The organism is Flavobacteriales bacterium (assembly GCA_016715895.1).
Lineage (GTDB): Bacteria > Bacteroidota > Bacteroidia > Flavobacteriales_F > PHOS-HE28 > PHOS-HE28.
Window position 1 is genome coordinate 1495134 of record JADJXH010000003.1, and the last position, 16579, is coordinate 1511712.

At 67.9% G+C, this 16579-nt stretch carries 15 protein-coding genes; 7 read left to right on the plus strand and 8 right to left on the minus strand.

Annotation, left to right across the window (positions count from 1 at the left end):
* The first annotated feature begins 47 nt into the window (after window positions 1-47).
* The 3 genes from IPM49_06630 (at window position 48) to IPM49_06640 (ending at window position 3182) form a co-directional block, all read left to right on the plus strand.
* Window positions 48-1334, plus strand: a complete 1287-nt coding sequence (locus IPM49_06630; protein ID MBK9274198.1) for a DUF2157 domain-containing protein — start codon at window positions 48-50, stop codon at window positions 1332-1334.
* Window position 1335: 1 nt separating this feature from the next.
* A complete protein-coding gene (locus tag IPM49_06635) occupies window positions 1336-1905 on the plus strand; it encodes a GDYXXLXY domain-containing protein (GenBank protein ID MBK9274199.1) in 570 nt (189 codons plus the stop codon).
* A 599-nt stretch (window positions 1906-2504) separates the two neighbouring features.
* Entirely contained in the window at window positions 2505-3182 is a 678-nt protein-coding gene (locus IPM49_06640) for a response regulator transcription factor (protein ID MBK9274200.1), read from the plus strand.
* Here the strand turns inward: IPM49_06640 and IPM49_06645 are convergent.
* On the minus strand, window positions 3157-5805 hold the full coding sequence (locus IPM49_06645; GenBank protein ID MBK9274201.1) for a response regulator: 2649 nt from the start codon (window positions 5803-5805) through the stop codon (window positions 3157-3159). The genes IPM49_06640 and IPM49_06645 overlap by 26 nt on opposite strands.
* Window position 5806: 1 nt before the next feature.
* Complete coding sequence (locus tag IPM49_06650; protein ID MBK9274202.1) at window positions 5807-6601, minus strand: EI24 domain-containing protein; 795 nt, start codon at window positions 6599-6601, stop codon at window positions 5807-5809.
* Between the two features lie 49 nt (window positions 6602-6650).
* Between IPM49_06650 and purB the strand changes: the two genes are divergently transcribed.
* Window positions 6651-8018 carry an adenylosuccinate lyase gene (gene purB / locus IPM49_06655; protein ID MBK9274203.1) on the plus strand — a complete coding sequence of 456 codons (1368 nt, stop codon included), beginning with the start codon at window positions 6651-6653 and terminating at the stop codon, window positions 8016-8018.
* A 4-nt stretch (window positions 8019-8022) separates the two neighbouring features.
* Window positions 8023-8673: a YdcF family protein gene (locus tag IPM49_06660; protein MBK9274204.1), complete on the plus strand. Its 651-nt coding sequence runs from the start codon at window positions 8023-8025 to the stop codon at window positions 8671-8673.
* Here the strand turns inward: IPM49_06660 and IPM49_06665 are convergent, their stop codons facing one another.
* Entirely contained in the window at window positions 8674-9162 is a 489-nt protein-coding gene (locus IPM49_06665; GenBank protein ID MBK9274205.1) for a DinB family protein, read from the minus strand. It abuts the gene before it with no gap.
* Window positions 9163-9248: 86 nt separating this feature from the next.
* Here IPM49_06665 and IPM49_06670 point away from each other — a divergent pair, with 86 nt between their 5' ends.
* Complete coding sequence (locus tag IPM49_06670) at window positions 9249-9797, plus strand: hypothetical protein (GenBank protein MBK9274206.1); 549 nt, start codon at window positions 9249-9251, stop codon at window positions 9795-9797.
* A 5-nt stretch (window positions 9798-9802) separates the two neighbouring features.
* Here IPM49_06670 and lhgO read toward each other — a convergent pair whose 3' ends face one another.
* From lhgO to IPM49_06695, 5 genes are all read right to left on the minus strand, one after another.
* On the minus strand, window positions 9803-11035 hold the full coding sequence (gene lhgO, locus IPM49_06675) for an L-2-hydroxyglutarate oxidase (protein MBK9274207.1): 1233 nt from the start codon (window positions 11033-11035) through the stop codon (window positions 9803-9805).
* Between the two features lie 50 nt (window positions 11036-11085).
* Entirely contained in the window at window positions 11086-12411 is a 1326-nt protein-coding gene (locus tag IPM49_06680; protein ID MBK9274208.1) for an MFS transporter, read from the minus strand.
* A gap of 100 nt (window positions 12412-12511) precedes the next feature.
* A complete protein-coding gene (locus IPM49_06685; GenBank protein MBK9274209.1) occupies window positions 12512-13894 on the minus strand; it encodes a hypothetical protein in 1383 nt (460 codons plus the stop codon).
* Complete coding sequence (locus tag IPM49_06690) at window positions 13894-14466, minus strand: MFS transporter (GenBank protein ID MBK9274210.1); 573 nt, start codon at window positions 14464-14466, stop codon at window positions 13894-13896. The genes IPM49_06685 and IPM49_06690 overlap by 1 nt, the downstream gene beginning before the upstream one ends.
* A gap of 72 nt (window positions 14467-14538) precedes the next feature.
* On the minus strand, window positions 14539-15714 hold the full coding sequence (locus tag IPM49_06695; GenBank protein MBK9274211.1) for an OmpA family protein: 1176 nt from the start codon (window positions 15712-15714) through the stop codon (window positions 14539-14541).
* 103 nt (window positions 15715-15817) lie between these two features.
* Here IPM49_06695 and IPM49_06700 point away from each other — a divergent pair, with 103 nt between their 5' ends.
* Window positions 15818-16465, plus strand: coding sequence for a hypothetical protein (locus IPM49_06700; protein ID MBK9274212.1), 648 nt, complete (start codon window positions 15818-15820; stop codon window positions 16463-16465).
* The last annotated feature ends 114 nt before the right edge of the window (window positions 16466-16579 follow it).

The following is a 16579-nucleotide window of genomic DNA, read 5'->3' on the forward strand; positions in this document are numbered from 1 at the left end:
CGCACGTTGTCAAGCAACGACCCAAGCTGCGCCGCTACCTTGCCCTCATGTCCCGCGACGCCCTGCTCGCCGCGCTGCCCGACCTGGTGGCGCAAGGCCTGATCACGGCCGAACAGGCGGAGCGCATCCGCACGCACTACAGCGGGCCTGGAACGCTGGAGCCCGCTCCCGATGACCGGCGCAGCCAGCGCCTCACGGCCGTGCTGGGCACCATCGGCGCGGCGCTGATCGGTCTGGGGCTGGTGCTGCTGGTGGCGCACAACTGGGACGGTCTCCCGCGGTCCGCGCGCACGTTGCTGGCCTTCGTGCCCGTTCTGACCGGGCAGGCGGTGGTGGCCTTCGGCCTCTGGCGCCGCCCCGGCCGCAGCGCGTGGACCGAAGGCGGATCGGTGTTCCTGGCCGCGGCGGTCGGTGCCTGCCTCGCCCTCATCGCCCAGTTGTACCAGCTCGGCGGCGACCTGGGCGACCTGCTCCTCACCTGGGCGGTGCTCATCCTGGGGCTTGGCTACGTCCCCGGTTCGGCGGTCGTGGGCCTCGCGTTCCTGGGCCTCATCACCTGGCAGGCGGTGCTCGTGCGCACCGGGCAGGACAGCTTGCCGTGGATCTGGCTGTTGCTGCTGGCGGCCTTCCTGCCGGCCGCTCTGCAACGCATTCGCGATACCGACCGCCGCGTGGCCGCCGCGTGGACCGGCAGCTTCCTCGCCTTGTCGATCGCCGTGGGCGCCCACCTCTTCCTCTCCGATCGGCATCCCGTGGTGGTGGTGGGCACCGCCGCGCTGGCCTCGGCCTTCACGCTCACCCCCTGGTGGACCTCCGGGCTCGCGCCAGGCACCCGGGCCATGCGGCGTGTGGGCGAGGTGATGCTGTTGTGGCTGCTGCTGCTGATGGGCTCCTTCACCGTGGTGGATGCGGTGCAGGACACGGACGACCGCCCCGGCGCGGACGCGTTCGTGGTGGCCGTGCTGGTGCTGCTGGCGTTGGGAGCCTACGCGCTCGCGTGGAAACGTCGGCGGCCCTTCACGGAGGGTCCGATGCCCGAAGGCTTCGTGGTCATCGCCGCGCTCTACGCGATATCGCTGGCGGCACCGTGGATCACGGCACTGCTGGCCAACGGGCTCACGCTCGCCCTGGGCGTGTGGCACGTGCGCGAAGGCACGCACGCCACCTCCCTGCGCCGCACCAACCTGGGCCTGCTGCTGATCGCGGTGCCGGTGCTGTGGCGCTTCTTCGAAGTGGACCTGAGCTTCGTGTGGCGCGGCCTCGCCTTCATCGCCATCGGCATCGCCTTTCTGCTCCTGAACCTGCGCCTGCTGCGGGCGCGCAAGCCGCACTGACATGCGCCGTCCGCTGCTGATCCTCTTGCTCATCGCCCTGGCGCAACTGGCCGTGCCCGCCTGGATGGTGGTCCGGTACGAGCAGGTGCGCCTGCACGGCAGCGAGCACCTCTTCCGCACCGCGCCCATCGACCCGCGCGACCCCTTGCGCGGCGAGCACGTGGTGCTGGAGTTCGAGGCGGAGAACGGCCCGTTCGCACTGCCCGCAGGATGGACGGAAGGCGCGCTGTACGCCGAACTGGGTGTGGACAGCGCGGGCTTCGCGGTGATCGAGCGCCTCAGCACCGAGCCTCCCACCGGTGCCCATGTGCGGGTGACGGCGGAGGACTGGAGCGTGAGCACGGACGACGGCACGGTGGGCCGGGTGCAGCTCCCCTTCGACCGGTACTTCGTGCAGGAAGGCCATGGACCACGCACCGAGGAACTGCTTCAGCCCACCTGGACGGACGATGAGCGCGTGGAGCCGATGCCCGCACATATGGTGGTGCGGGTGCGCGACGGTCGGGCCGTGGTGACGGACCTGGTGATCGGGGGGAAGCCCTTGGACGCGTGGATGCGGGACCCTTCGTGAACAACTCCCCGCAGTACGGATTACGGAGGTCCGCCGGGACCGGACGCCCCTGCGTCCTCTGCACCTCTGCGTGAGGTCCCCCGATGCCGGACGCCCCTGCGTTCTCTGCACCGCTATGTGAGGTCAAGTCCTCTGCTGCCGTCAGGTCCCCTCAGACTCCTGACTCAGTTGACGCACTCGAACTCCCGACTCCCGTTGCCCCTCTGCGTGAGGTCAAGTCCTCTGCTGCCGTAAGGTCCCCTCAGACTCCTGACTCAGTTGACGCACTCGAACTCCCGACTCCCGTTGCCCCTCTGCGTGAGGTCAAGTCCTCTGCTGCCGTAAGGTCCCCTCAGACTCCTGACTCAGTGGACGCACTCGAACTACCGACTCCCGTTGCCCCTCTTCGTGAGGTCAAGTCCTCTGCTGCCGTAAGGTCCCCTCAGACTCCTGACTCAGTGGACGCACTCGAACTACCGACTCCCGTTGCCCCTCTTCGTGAGGTCAAGTCCTCTGCTGCCGTAAGGTCCCCTCAGACCCCTGACTCAGTGGACGCACTCGAACTCCCGACCCCCGTTGCCCCTCTTCGTGAGCTTCGGTCGCCCACCTATCTTGCCCCCATGCCCCGCGTGCTCATCGCCGATGACGACCCGCTGAGCGCCGACCTGCTGGCCGAACACACGCGCAAGCTGGTGCCCGGTGCCGAGGTGGTGATGGCCGCGGACGGCACGGCCGCCCTGGCCGAGCTGCGCATGGCCCCGGTGGACCTGCTCTTCCTGGACCTGGACATGCCCGGCATCAGCGGCCGCGAGCTGCTGGAGGCCACCGACCCCGGCTGCCCGGTGGTGATCGTCACCGGCGATCCCAGCTTCGCGCTGGACGCCTACCGCTTCAACGTGTCCGACTACCTGGTGAAGCCGGTGACCTTCGAGCGCTTCGCGCAGATGCTGCGCAAGGTGGGCCCGCTCTCCGGTGGGTCGGACGGGGCGCGGGACCAGGTCTTCATCCGTGCGGGGCAGGAGATCGTGCAGCTGCGCCTCAGCGAGGTGCGCTTCATCCGAAGCGACAGCAACTACGTGCGCTTCGTGCTCGACGGACGCGAGGTGAGCAGCCTGATGAACCTGAAGGACCTGGAGCGGAAACTCCCCTCGAACTTCGTGCGCGTGCACCGCAGCTACATCGTGAACCTTGCCCACGTGGAGAAGCTGGACACGATGGACGTGAAGGTGGGGCGCGAACTGATCCCCGTGAGCGAGACCTACCGCGCGGAGCTCATCCGGCGGCTGGACCTGCTGTAGCGGCCAGCTCCGCCTGTCGGCGCAACAAGGCGCGATCGCAGCAGGTCATCACCTCGAGCAGGACGGAGGCCGGTGCTTGCGTTGTTCCGATGGCCTCGGCCGACACGCCCATCCCGAACAGCTGAAGGTGCGGCCGCAGCTTGTGCCGCACCCGGGCGAGCGGCTCGTCCTCGTTGTTGTCCGCGGCACGCAGTACCTCGCCCCGCCAGGTGGCGAACTCCCGGCGGTACTGCGTCATCACGCGCAGCAGCTTCTCCGCATCGCGGTCGTACTGCTCCTCCAGCGCGTCCAGTTCAGGCCGCTCGGCGCAGGGCCCGTCCGCCCGGCCGGTCCAGAACGCGGCCGCCTCCACAAGCATCGCGCGGTCGATGGGCTTCACAAGCCGGGCGTTCATACCGGCCTTCAACGCCTCCGCCTCCTGTTCGGCGCCGGCGTAGGCCGTGACCGCAAGGATGGGCACGTACCGATGGCGGCGCAGGCCGCGGATCCGCAGGGCGAGCTCGGTGCCGCGCATGTCGCCGCCCAGGTCCATGTCGATCAGCATCAGGTCGAAGGCCTGGCCATCGCAGGCCGCCAGCGCCTCCGCGGACCCGGCGCAGGACGTGAGCGTCCAGCCCAGGGTGCCGGCCCATTGGGCCAGCAGGTCACGGTTCGTGGCCACGTCGTCCACATGCAGCACGCGCAGACCCCGCACCAGGTCCGGCGGGGGCACGGGCGCGGCGGGGGCGATCACCGGAGCCTCCAACGGAGGCAGCTCCACGGTGAAGCGGCTGCCCAGGCCGGGCCGGCTGTCCAGCACGAGGGTGCCACCGAGCAGCTCGACCAGCTTGCTGGTGATCGCCAGGCCGAGCCCCGCTCCATCACCGGTGTTGTCGCCCGTGTGCGCCCGCTCAAAGCGCTGGAAGATGGCGCGCTGACGCTCCTCGGGAATGCCCGGTCCGCTGTCGGCGACTTCCATCACCAGGCGATCCCCGGACGACCGCACATGCAGGTCCACCTGACCCTGCTCGGTGTACTTCACGGCGTTCACCACCAGGTTGTCCACGATGCGGTGCAGGCGCAGGGCATCGGTGACGAAGTGTTCCGGTGCCTGCGTCAGGTCGAGGCGCAGGGCCAGTCCCTTGGCCTCGGCGGCGGGCAGGTGGGTGCGGGCGGTGTCGGTGAAGAGCTCGCGGATGTCGACGCTCGCGGCGATTGGTGATCCGCGCCCGGCGTCGATGCGTGCGTGCAGCAGCAGATCATCCACGAGGCCGTGGAGGCGGCGGGCGCTGCGCTCGATCACCTCCAGGCGGTCGCGATCGGCGACGGTGAGCGCGGCTCTGTCGATCCCATCGGCCATGCCGAGGATGGCCTGCAGGGGTGTGCGCACATCGTGGCTGAGGTTGGCGGTGATCTCGCGGCGCTGGCGGTCGGCCTCCTCGGCGGTATGGCGGGCCTGCTGCAGGTCGAGCACGCGCTCGTCGATGCGCTGCTGCATGCGCTCGAGGCTTCGGGCGAGTCGGCCCACCTCGTCGGAGCGGTCGGTGGGCAGCGCCTCGCCGGCGGTGCCGGCCGCATAGCGTTCCACCTGCGCAGTGATGCGGTCGAGCCGCGCCGCGAGGCTGCGGGCGAAGAAAAGGCCCAGGAGCGCGAAGGCCCCGGCGATGAAGAGGGTGAGCCATAGGGCACGATCGCGGCGTGCATCCAGTTCCGCCAGCAGGGGCGCTGTATCGGCACCGAGGCCCAACCGCAACGTGTATGGCAGCGGCGTGTCGTCGAGCGCGCGGAAGGTCCACCAGCGGTGGCCCACGGCCACCACGCTGTCCAGCGGCGGCAGCGGTGCACCCAGCCAGACAACGGGATCCTCCGCCTTGCCCAGTTCCGAACGGAACATGCGGGCGCTGTCGGGATGCAACACCACCTCGCCGTCCGGTCGCAGCATCACCAGGGTGGAGGCGGTGCGCTGATCCGCCAGCAGGTCGGCATATACGGGACGCAGGTCGGCGTTGATCACCACCAGGCCCACCAGGGTCCCCCAAGGCCCGAAGAGGGCGCGGGCCGCGCGCAGGGTGGGCATCAGCGGGCGCGACAGGGCGCCATGTTCGCGATTGAGGTCGATGCGCGAGAAGTAGGTCTCCCCGGGTGCGAGCGCCATCGCCGCCTGATGGTAGTCGCGGTCGCCTTTGGCCTGTAGCGCGCTGTCGGCGATGCGCAGCACATGTCCGTCGATGCGGTCGAACCGCAGCAGCTCCATCCCCAGGCTGTCCGCGGCCAGCAGACGCACCTGGGCGTAGACGGCGCGGGAGCGCAGGAAGCTCTCCATCAGCAGGGCCACGCGTTGCAGGTCCGCTGCACGCACGAGGCTGTCGCCGGTGGTGTCGCCTGCAAGGCGCAACACCGGATCGTTGGTGGCCAGGAAGGCGATGTCGTCCGCCAGCGTGGTGGTGAAGGCGCGCAGGCGCAGCTCGGCCAGGTCGAGGTCGTGGCGCAGGTCGTTGCGCACGGTGAGCTGCACCTGTTCGCGTACGGCGCGGTACACCAGATAGCCGGCCAACAGGGTGGCGCCGATCACCAGCAGGGTGAAGACCGTCACCGTGCGGGTGACGATGGAGCGGGACCAGGGGGTGCGGGCCGGGGCATCCATGCTAGCGGGGGGACGGACGCAACTCGCCCGCATGGTGGAAGGCGAGCACCCCTCCCACCGCGGCCAGCAGCGGAGCGAAGGTCGTGCCCACCAGCGGCACCTTCATCAGCAGGCTGAAGGCCGTGCCGTTGCCCAGCACAAGGCCGAGGTGGGCGTTCACCGTGCGCACGCTGTCGGCCATGCGCAGGCGGCGCCGTTCAAGGATGTAGTCCACGGCACTGAATCCATAGAAGTAGGCACCCACGACGAAGAGGGCCACGGTGGCGAGCGGCACAAAGAGCGGGATCACCAGCGAGAGCAGCCCGATGGCGAGGCCGATGACCAGCTCCAGCAGGCCGTTTCGCAGGGCGATGAGGGCGCCGCGGAGCGCATCGCGCAGCACCTGCGCCCAGCTGAAGGGATGTTCCGCACCGGTGAGGACCTCCTCGGCGCGTTCGCTGGCATAGGCGAGCAGCGGCGACAGCAGGATCAGCACCAGGTACTTGTTGAGCGAGAGCAGCAGGTAGAGCACCAGCAGCTTCAGGGCCAGCCAGGTGAGCGCCTCGCGGGTGGCGTTGAACACGCGCTTCAGCGCGGCCCACCATCCGGTATCGTGGACGGGGTCCACCTCCAATCCCAGCCGGGCGGCGAGCCATGCGCTGAGGTCCTCCACAGGTCCGTGCAGGGCAGCGAAGAGCCCGAAGGTGAGCGCGGCCCACAGCACCAAGGGCACGAGGAACATCCAGGCCATGCGGTGCCGGCGCATGAAGCCGAAGGCCTCCACGAAGCTGCTGAAGCCGTTGCCGAAGCCGTCCATGGCAGGCCCGCAAGGTAGGGGCGGCGCCCGGCTACCTTTGGCGCACCGCATGGACCTCTCCGCCCTCACCGCCATCTCGCCCCTCGACGGCCGCTACCGCGAACGGGCCGCCCCCCTGGCCATCTGGTTCTCCGAACTGGCCCTCATCCGCTACCGCCTAGTGGTGGAGCTGGCCTACTTCCGCTTCCTCTGCGAGGTGCCGCTGCCCGAGCTGGACGGTACGGATGTGCGCAAGCTCGACGGGCTGTTCGGGCGCGTGGCCGCGCTGAGCGAGGCCGATGCGCAGGCGATCAAGACGATCGAGCGTACCACCAACCACGACGTGAAGGCCGTGGAGTACTGGCTGAAGGAGCGGTTGGAGGAGCTGGGACTGGGCCGGCAGAAGGAGTTCGTCCACTTCGCGCTCACCAGCCAGGACATCAACAACACCGCGCTGCCGCTGCTGATCAAGGAGTTCGTGGGCGTGTACTACGTGCCTCAGCTGACGGGCCTGCGCGACCGCCTGCACGGGTTGGCGCTGGAGTGGGCGCAGGTGCCCATGCTGGCGCGCACGCACGGGCAGCCCGCCTCCCCCACGCGGCTGGGCAAGGAGCTGCAGGTGTTCGTGGAGCGGCTCGATGTGCAGCTGCGCGCGCTGCGCGGCGTGCCCTTCACCTGCAAGTTCGGCGGGGCCACGGGCAACTTCAACGCGCACCACGCCGCCTATCCCGAGCTGGACTGGCCCCGGCTGGCCGACCGCTTCTGCGACACGATGCTGGGCCTGCAGCGCCAGCAGTTCACCACGCAGATCGAGCACTACGACCAGCTGGCGGCGCTCTTCGACGCCATGCGGCGCATCAACACCATCCTGATCGACCTGTGCCGCGACATGTGGCAGTACATCAGCATGGACCACTTCCGCCAGCGCACCAAGGCCGGCGAGGTGGGCAGCAGCGCCATGCCGCACAAGGTGAACCCCATCGACTTCGAGAACGCCGAGGGCAACCTGGGCGTGGCCAACGCGCTGTTCGCGCACCTGGCGGAGAAGCTGCCCATCAGCAGGCTGCAGCGCGACCTCACGGACAGCACGGTGACCCGCAACATCGGCGTGCCGATGGCGCACACCATGCTGGCGGTGGACGCCATCGGCCGCGGCCTGGACAAGCTGCTGCTGAACGAGGAGGCCATCCACCGCGAGCTGGACGCGCAATGGGCCGTGGTGGCCGAGGGCATCCAGACCATCCTGCGCCGCGCGGGCTACCCCGAGCCGTATGAGCGGCTGAAGGAGCTCACCCGCGGCAAGGTGCGCATCACCGAAGCGGACATGCATGCCTTCATCGACGCGCTCGACGTGAGCGAGCCGGTGAAGCAGCAGCTGCGCACCCTCACACCGCGCCACTACACCGGCGTGGACCTGATGAGCCGGATGATCCCGTAGACGGATGCGGGCGAGGGTGTGGATCGCCACGGCGGTCGTGCTTGCAGCGGCCTTGGTGCTCGTGGTGCAGGTATGTGACGAGCGAGTCCGGACGGCAAGCGCACCACACCTCCACGATCATGCGGCCGCGGTGCCCTTGAACCGTGTGGCGGTGCTGCTGGGCACCAGCGCGCGGGCGCGCGGCGGAGGGCCCAACCTCTACTTCACCCACCGCATCGCCGCCACCGTGGAGCTGTTGAAGGCCGGCCGTGTGCAGCATGTGCTCATCAGCGGCGACAACCGGCATAGCTCCTACAACGAGCCCATGGACATGCGGCGGGCGCTGATGGCGGCCGGCGTGGACAGCACGCGCATCACGCTCGACTACGCTGGATTCCGCACGCTGGACAGCATGGTGCGGGCGCGGGATGTGTTCGGGCAGCCGGGTTTCGTGGTGGTGAGCCAGCGGTTCCACAACGAACGGGCGGTGTTCCTGGCGCGGCGGATGGGCATCGCGGCGGTGGGCTACAACGCCGCGGATGTGCCTACAGGCTACGGCCGCCTCACCATGCTGCGGGAGAAGCTGGCGCGTGTGAAGCTGCACCTCGACCTGTGGCTCGGTGTGGGTCCGCACTTCCCCGGGCCGCCCGAGCCGATCCGCGTTCCGGAAGCGTGATCACGCGCCCGACAAGCGCTGGAAGGCCACCAGATCGGTGCGCGGGATGCGCTCCAACCCGAGGGCCCGCATCTGCGTCACCACCTGCCCGCGGTGGTAGCTGCTGTGGTTGAGCGCGTGCATGATCATCTGCCAGGCGGGCTGCTCGTAGGGGTTCCCCTTCAGGTCGTGGTAGCGGCAGGTGGCCACCAGGCCCTCCTCGTCCAGGGCCATCGCGTAGCCGGTGAAGCGGTCCACGTGCGTCATCAGCGTATCCAGTCCTTGCGAAGGCTCGGCCGGCCAGCGCATGGTGGCGCCGGTGAGGCGGAGGAACCAGGCGTTCTCCGCATCGCGGATGTGCATCAGCGTGCCGCGCAGGGTGGGGAAACTGCTGGCCGCATGACGGTCGAGGATGGCCTCGGGTTCCTCGCTCAGACGTGCAACGAAGGCCGCATGGGCCCATCGGTCGTAGGCGGCGTACTGCCTGATCAAGGTGCTGAAGGGGCTCATGGGTGGATAAAGCTGTTCAAAATTCCGATGCGCCGTTCAGCGATCGCCATGCGGCACCGGTCGAATTTCGCGGGGACAAAGTGCGCATGATCGGAACGCTGTTCGGCAAGAAGAAGATCACCGAGGACCGCCTCGCCAATGTGTTCGTCAACGCTCTGCTGGAGCTGGTGGGCCATGGCTTCGCCGACGTCGCCGCCGAGCTGAACGAATCGCCGGAGCTGAACGGGGACCAGGTGCTGGACCCGGCCGACGACGGCGCCTTCCTGATGATCGTGCTGGCCGGCAACCTGCTGGAGCTCGACCGGCAGTTGCCCTCCGGGCTCGACCGGCGGCTGACGGCGCTTGTGCTGAGCAAGTTCGCGCAGGCCACGGGGCTGCGCTCCAGCGACCTGGAGCGTGAGGTGGGCGCGCTGAAGGCCATGATGGCGCGGCTCAACCATCCCAGCAAGAACACGGTGTACGGCATGAGCCGCGCGCTCTTCCACCAGTACGACCTGTTCGCGCACCAGACGGACGAGTACTTCCGCGACAAGCGCGAGCCGCACCCGGTGACGCTCAAGCGCCTCAACGGGCTGATGGGCTTCTTCCTCTGGGACTGGGAGAACTTCCACGAGCACTACCGCATCGCCTCCTGAGGTGGTCAGCGCGGCGCCCCGACGTTCAGCTGCTCCACCGCCATGCGGGTGATCTCCTCGCCGATGGCGAGCGCGGCCGTGGCGGCGGGCGAAGGGGCGTTCAGCACATGGATGTGCGTGCCGCGCCGCTCGATGCGGAAATCGTCCACCATGGCACCGTCGGTGCCCAGCAGCATGGCCCGCACGCCGGCGCGGCCCGGGCGGAGGTCGTCCAGCTCCAGCGAGGGCACCAGCCGCCGCAGCGTGCGAAGGAAGAGCCGTTTGCTGAAGGCGCGGCGGTACTCGTCGATGCCGTAGCGCATGTTCTTCATGAAGAGCTTCCAGGTGCCGCCGTAGCTCAGCGCATCGGCCGTGTCGCGCAGGTCCACGTCGGTCTTGCCGTAGCCCTCGCGCTTGAAGGTGAACACGGCGTTGGGCCCGCACTCGATGCTGCCGTCGGTCATGCGGGTGAAGTGCACGCCCAGGAAGGGGAAGCGCGGGTCGGGCACCGGGTAGATGAGGTGGCGCACCTTGTGCTTGGCGTGGTCCTCCAGTTCGTAGTAGTCGCCGCGGAAGCCCACGATGCGCTCGGGGAAGCGCACGCCATCGGCCTTGGCGAGGCGGTCGCTCTGCAGGCCGGCGCAGAAGATGGCGTGGCGGGTGCGGTGGGCGCCCTTGGTGGTGCGGATGGTGCTGAAGCCTTCGCCATGCTCGGTGCCCGTGACGCGTTCATCGAGGTGCACGGCGCTGCGCGGGTTGAGGGCGAGGGCGAGCTCGGTCATCTTCGCGGTGGCGCCGCGGAAATCGATGATGCCGGTGCAGCCCACGTGGATGCCGGCGATGCCGGTGCAGTGCGGTTCGATCTCGCGGATCTCCCGGGCGTCCACCCGCCGCATGTCCTCGATGCCGTTGGCCTGGCCGTGGCCCCAGATCTTGTCGAGGCGGGGCAGCTCGGCGGGGTCGGTGGCCACGATGAGCTTGCCGCACACGTCGTGCGCGATGCGGTGCTCGCGGGCGAAGGCCACCAGCTCCCGGCGTCCGGTGACGCAGTTGCGGGCCTTGTAGCTGCCGGGCTTGTAGTAGATGCCGCTGTGGATCACGCCGCTGTTGTGTCCGGTCTGGTGGTCCGCCAGCGCGCCCTCCTTCTCGATCAGCAGGATGTCCAGCTGCGGGAACCGGACCTGCAGCTTGTAGAAGGTCCCGGCCCCCACGATGCCACCGCCCACGATCACGACATCCCACGTGCGTCCGTTCTCCATCTCGAGTGTATTTCCTGCGGCGCGAAGGTATCGGGCCCGGGGTCGCGTGCTCACGCGGTGGCGGCCGGTGCAGTCTCCTCACGGGGCACCCGCAGCAGCAGCAACAGGCCCAGAACGAAGAAGCCGCCGATGGCGATCACGGTGTTGCGCAGGTCGCCGGTGAGCTGGTAGACCAGGCCGTAGGCCAGGGTGCCGAGCACGGTGCCGAGGTAGTAGCTCACGTCGTAGAAGCTGAAGAAGCTGGCGTGATCGGTGGTGGTGGGCAGGAACTTGGCGTAGGTGCTGCGCGACAGCGACTGGCATCCGCCCATCACCAGGCCCACGCCGGCGGCCAGGGCGTAGAACTCATGCGCCCAGTGGGTGAAGTAGGCCGCGATGCAGAGGCCCACCCACACCACCACCCCCACCGAAAGGGCGCGCAGGTTGCCCACGCGGCCGCTGAGGCGCGCGAAGAGGCCCGCACCCACGGCGGCGACGAGCTGGATGAGCAGGATGCTGATGATGAGGCTGTCGTCGCCGATGGGCACCACCTGCCCGGCGGCATCGTGGTCCTTGATCTCGCGCGCGGCGAAGGCCACGGCGAGGTACATCACCGTCTGGATGCCCATGTTGAACACGAAGAAGGCGGCAAGGAAGCCGCGCAGGCGGGGCATGGCGCGGAGCTGGCCCCACACCTTGCGCAGTTCGCGGTAGCCGGCGGTGAGCGCGTTGCCGGCCGGAGGGCGCGCGGTCGCGGTACGGGCGGGCAGCACGCGGAAGGGGATCTGGGCCCAGCCGGCCCACCACAGGCCCACGGTGAGGAAGCTGAGCCGCGCCGCCAGGCCGGGCGTGTCGGGAATGCCGAACAGGGCGGGCTTCATCACCATGGCCAGGTTGATGATCAGCAGCAGCACGCTGCCGAGGTAGCCCATGGTGTAGCCGCGCGCGCTCACCCGGTCGTGGTCCTTCTTCTCGGCGATCTCCGGCAGGAACGCGTCGTAGAACACAAGGCTGCCGCTGAAGCCCACGCAGGCGAGCATGAAGAGCGCCAGCCCCAGGAGCAGGTCGTCGAACGTGAAGAAGAACAGCCCTGCGCAGCTGGCGGCGCCCACATAGCAGAAGGCCTTGAGGTAGGCCAGCTTGTTGCCCCGACTGTCAGCGATGCCCGAGAGGATCGGCGCGAGCAGGGTCACGATCAAGAAGCCGGCGCTGAGGGCATAGGACTGCAAGCTGTCGGCGGGCACCCCGTAGCGTTCGGCCACCTTGTCCACGCCGTTGTCCATGGTGATGGCGGCGTAGTAGATGGGGAAGATGGCGCTGGTGATGGTGAGCGAGTAGGCCGAATTGGCCCAGTCGTACATGGTCCAGGCGCGGATGAGGCGCTTATCCCCCTTCACGGTGGTGTGGGTTGTTGGTTGCGACGGTGGAGCGGTGCGAATGTGCAGAGCAGGAAGGGATGCCAAGCCGAAGATCCACTTCTTTCGGGCACCAGCTGCCTCAGCGCCCGTCCACGACGAACCGCACCGCACCACCAGCGGGCACCTGCAATACATAGCCCCCTGCGGCAAGCCCGACGGACCGGACCGGTTCGCCGACACCGCCGGTGGACGAAAACACAAGCTCCTTCAGGGCACGCCCTGATGCATCGAACAGGTGAGCCCGATGCCGACCGTCCGGTAGGCCATGTACGGCCAGTTGCCCTTCACCCAGGACCGCCACGCGCACCCCGGCAACCTCCGCACCAAGGGGCTCCTCCACCCCCACCGCCACGCTGCACGTATCGCTGTACGCTCCGCCCACCCACTTCGCCATGTAGTGCACGGAGTCGCCATCGATGTAGGGACCGCAGCCCACCCACAGCGTATCCTCGTAGAACCCGATGCCCACCACGTTGTTGCCGTTGAACACCGCATCGCCCACGTTGCACCACCGATGCCCGTCCCAGGTGCTGATGGCCGCCGAAGGGACGTTGCCGGCGTAGTTGTGCGTGCCGCCCACGAACAGCAGCCCCTGGTGCTCCTTGAGGCAATACACCTGCTGGCCCTGGTGGTAGTTGCCGCTGGCGTCCTGGATGCCCGTGCCCAGCGGCGCCCAGGTGCTGCCATCCCAGCTCATGATCGCGTTGCCTGCATTGCCCACCGCGTTGTCGAACACCCCGCCCACGATCAGCTTGTCCTGGTACACCTCCATGCTGTTCACCCAATTGAGCCCGCCCAGCAAGCTGCCGCCCACCGGCTCCCAGCTCACCCCGTCCCACACCATGATGTCCTGGTAGGTGCCGCTGAAGCTGAAGGTGCCCCCCAAGTACAGCTTGCCCTGGTACAGGGCCACATCGTAGGGCATGAAGGCGCTGGGGTTGGTCATGGGTGGCAGGCCCACCGGTTGCCACTGCCCGCCCACCCACTTGGCCAGGCCATTGGCCGGCTGCCCGTCCACCGTTTGGAACGGACCGGCCGCGTATAATTCACCGTCAAGCACGCGTAGCCGGTGTACCTGCGCACTGAAATCGCCCATACTTCCCCAAGCTCCGTTCACATACCGGGCAACGTTGGCGATCGGGTTGCCATCGACGTTCGAGAAATAGCCAACCACGATCAGCGTATCGCGATACACCACCACGTCGAAGAGCGAGTAGTCGAACAGGCCCAGCGCTTCCCACTGGCCGTGATCATAGCGGACAAGCACATTGCTGTTCCAACCAGGATCGGGCAACTCTTGGACCCGACCAGCGATGTAGAACACATCCTGGACCGAATCGTGATGGAACCGTGTGATCCGGGTGGTGCTGAACGGCATACCCGTCGCCTGCCAATCGGGTTGTGCCATGGAAGCGAGCGAAACGCTCGCGAGCAGGGGGGCGCACCACCAACGCATGGCCATCAGGGCTGGTGGATGATCCGGAAGGACCGGGAGGCGTCATCGTCCAACACTCCGATGTACAGGCCGGGGGCCAATGCGCCGAGGCGGAAGGGTTCACTGATCCCTTGCAGAGAGTTGAGGTCTCGGCGCGCGGCCACGCGGCCAGCGGCATCGAAGAGCGCGATCCGATGCCGGCCATCGGGTAAGCCCACTAGCTGCCAGAGGTCCGGGCCCAAGGACAGCACGCGAAGCGGGGTCGCCGGGTCAACAGCCGCAGAAGGCTCCAGCACGGCGGTGAACAGATCCTTGCAAAAGGCCTTGAGGTAGGCCAGCTTGTTGCCCCGGCTGTCGGCGATGCCCGAGAGGATCGGCGCCAGCAGCGTCACGATGAGGAAGCCGGCGCTGAGGGCATAGGACTGCAGGCTGTCGGCGGGCACCCCGTAGCGTTCGGCCACCTTGTCCACGCCGTTGTCCATGGTGATGGCGGCGTAGTAGATGGGGAAGATGGCGCTGGTGATGGTGAGCGAATAGGCCGAATTGGCCCAGTCGTACATGGTCCAGGCGCGGATGAGGCGCTTATCCCCGGGGATCACGCGGGCAAGGTATGCGCACGAACGCGAACGGCCCGGATCGCGTCCAGGCCGTTCCCGTTCGACGAGCGACGATCACTCCAGCTCGAACTCCACGCGCCGGTTCTTGCTCAGGGCCACTTCGTCCTCACCCGGATCGGCCGGGCTGTCGGCCTTCTGCCCCACCGTCGTGATGCGGTCGGCCGCGATGCCTCCTTCCACCAGCACGGCCTTCACGGCATCGGCGCGCAATTTGCCCAGTTCCAGCAGGTCGGGGCGCATGCGGGTGCGGTCATCCTCCACCACGTCCATATGCCCCACCAGGCGCACCTTCACCGCGGGGTCGGCCTTGAGGGCCTCGATCACGTCGTCCAGGGGCAGCTCCATGGCGCCGTCGATGCTCTGTTGGAAGCGCTTGAAGTAGATCACCGTGTTGTCCGCCCGTTGGGCCGGTTGCAGGCTCTTGTTCACCGTGGACCGGCGGCTGTAGATGAACTCGCTCTCGGCCTTGTCCAGCTGCTCGCAGGTGCATTCGCTCATCAGCTTGATGGGCTTCACGCTCACGTCATCGATGTAGTAGTAGGCCTTGAATACCTGGGGGCGCACCTCGCCCTTAGGCCGCTTCACCTTGCCGGTGACCACCTTGTCGTTGGCCACCGTGTTGCCGATGATCAGGTATTGCTCGTCGCCCTTCGCTTCGTACACGCCGCACACGCCCTGCCAGGAGTACAGATCGTCGTAGATCTTCGTCCGCAGGTTGGGCACCTGCATCTCGTAGGTGAGGGCGGCCTCATCGTCCTTCTTCACCAGCATCTTGCTCACGTACGCGCCGAGCTCGTTGGCGCTGTACTTGCTGAGGTCGGCGAGGCTGACGTAGTAGCTGATGCAGTACTTCTGGCCCTTGGTGAGCATCTTCTTGAACTTCACCTGCAGGTAGCTGCGCGGTTCCTTGTTCATGTAGCTCCACCACATGAGGCCCGCGTAATTGCTGCCGGTGAGGGCACCCTGGTCGCCATAGACGTTCCGCGGTGCCGAGGCCGGGCTGCTGTTCACCACCTGATCACTGAACAGGTCGGCGGGCACGGCTGTGGGGCTCTTCCACCCCTTGGCCATCTCGATGCTGCCGAGGCGCTTGAGCTTGCCCTCGACCTCCTCGAAGCTGCCGTTGGGCACCATGTTCAGGCTGTCCTCCACCGGGTTCTCATCGTCCTGAGCGACGATCGGTGCGGTGAGCAACAGGGCGAGCGGGAGCAGGAAGGGTCGTAAATGCATGGTCAGGGTCGATGGGTGGGCAAGATAACGGTCGCCGGGCGACCCGACGGGCAAGGCGCGTGCCACACGTACGGATCAATGCGCGACCTTCGTTGTTCACTGCATGCGTACCCTCCTCTCCCTCCTTCTGTTCGGGGCACTGCTCACCCCCTCCACCGCCAGGGCCCAATGGGCCGTGGGCCTGCTCGGCGGGCTGGGCCAGGACCACGGCTGGCAGGGCCGGTCGAGCTGGATGGGCGCGCTGGTGGAGCGCCGGCTGGGCGATAGCACCTCGTTCGTGCTGCGCCTCAGCGGCCTGGCCTTCACGCCGTTGGAGCGCGTGTATGGAGAGACCGTGGTGGCCGACGATGGCACGACCGATGTGGAGGCCGTGATGCGTGAGCTCATCGGGCGCAGCGCGGCGATGCTGTCCGTGCGCTGGCCCTTCCTCACCGTGCCCTGCGACGGCGGCCACCACCGCGGTGCGTACGTGATGGCCGGCGCCGGTTGGGAGCATGCCCGGGTGCGGCAGACGGGCTACGCCGTGCAGGAGCAGGTGGGTCCGGAGTCCGTGGTGGTGCGCGAACGGAGCTGGACCGTGGACAGGTTCGTGGGCGCCGCCGCCGTGGGTGCCCAGTACGGCACGCGTTGGGGTTCGCCCTTCCTCGAAGTGCACATGAACGCCGGACCCATGCCCTACGACACGGACCTCTGGGGCATCACCCTGGTGGGCGTTCAGCTCGGCTACCGGTATGTGTTCGTGAAGCGCTGAGCCCTCCGGAGGCCGCCGTTCGCACAGCGCACGCCGCCGGATGCGCGATCGGGCGTCCACAGCGCACGCACCCCGGCTTGTTTCGCCCCACCAAGCGAACACGCCATGCGCCGC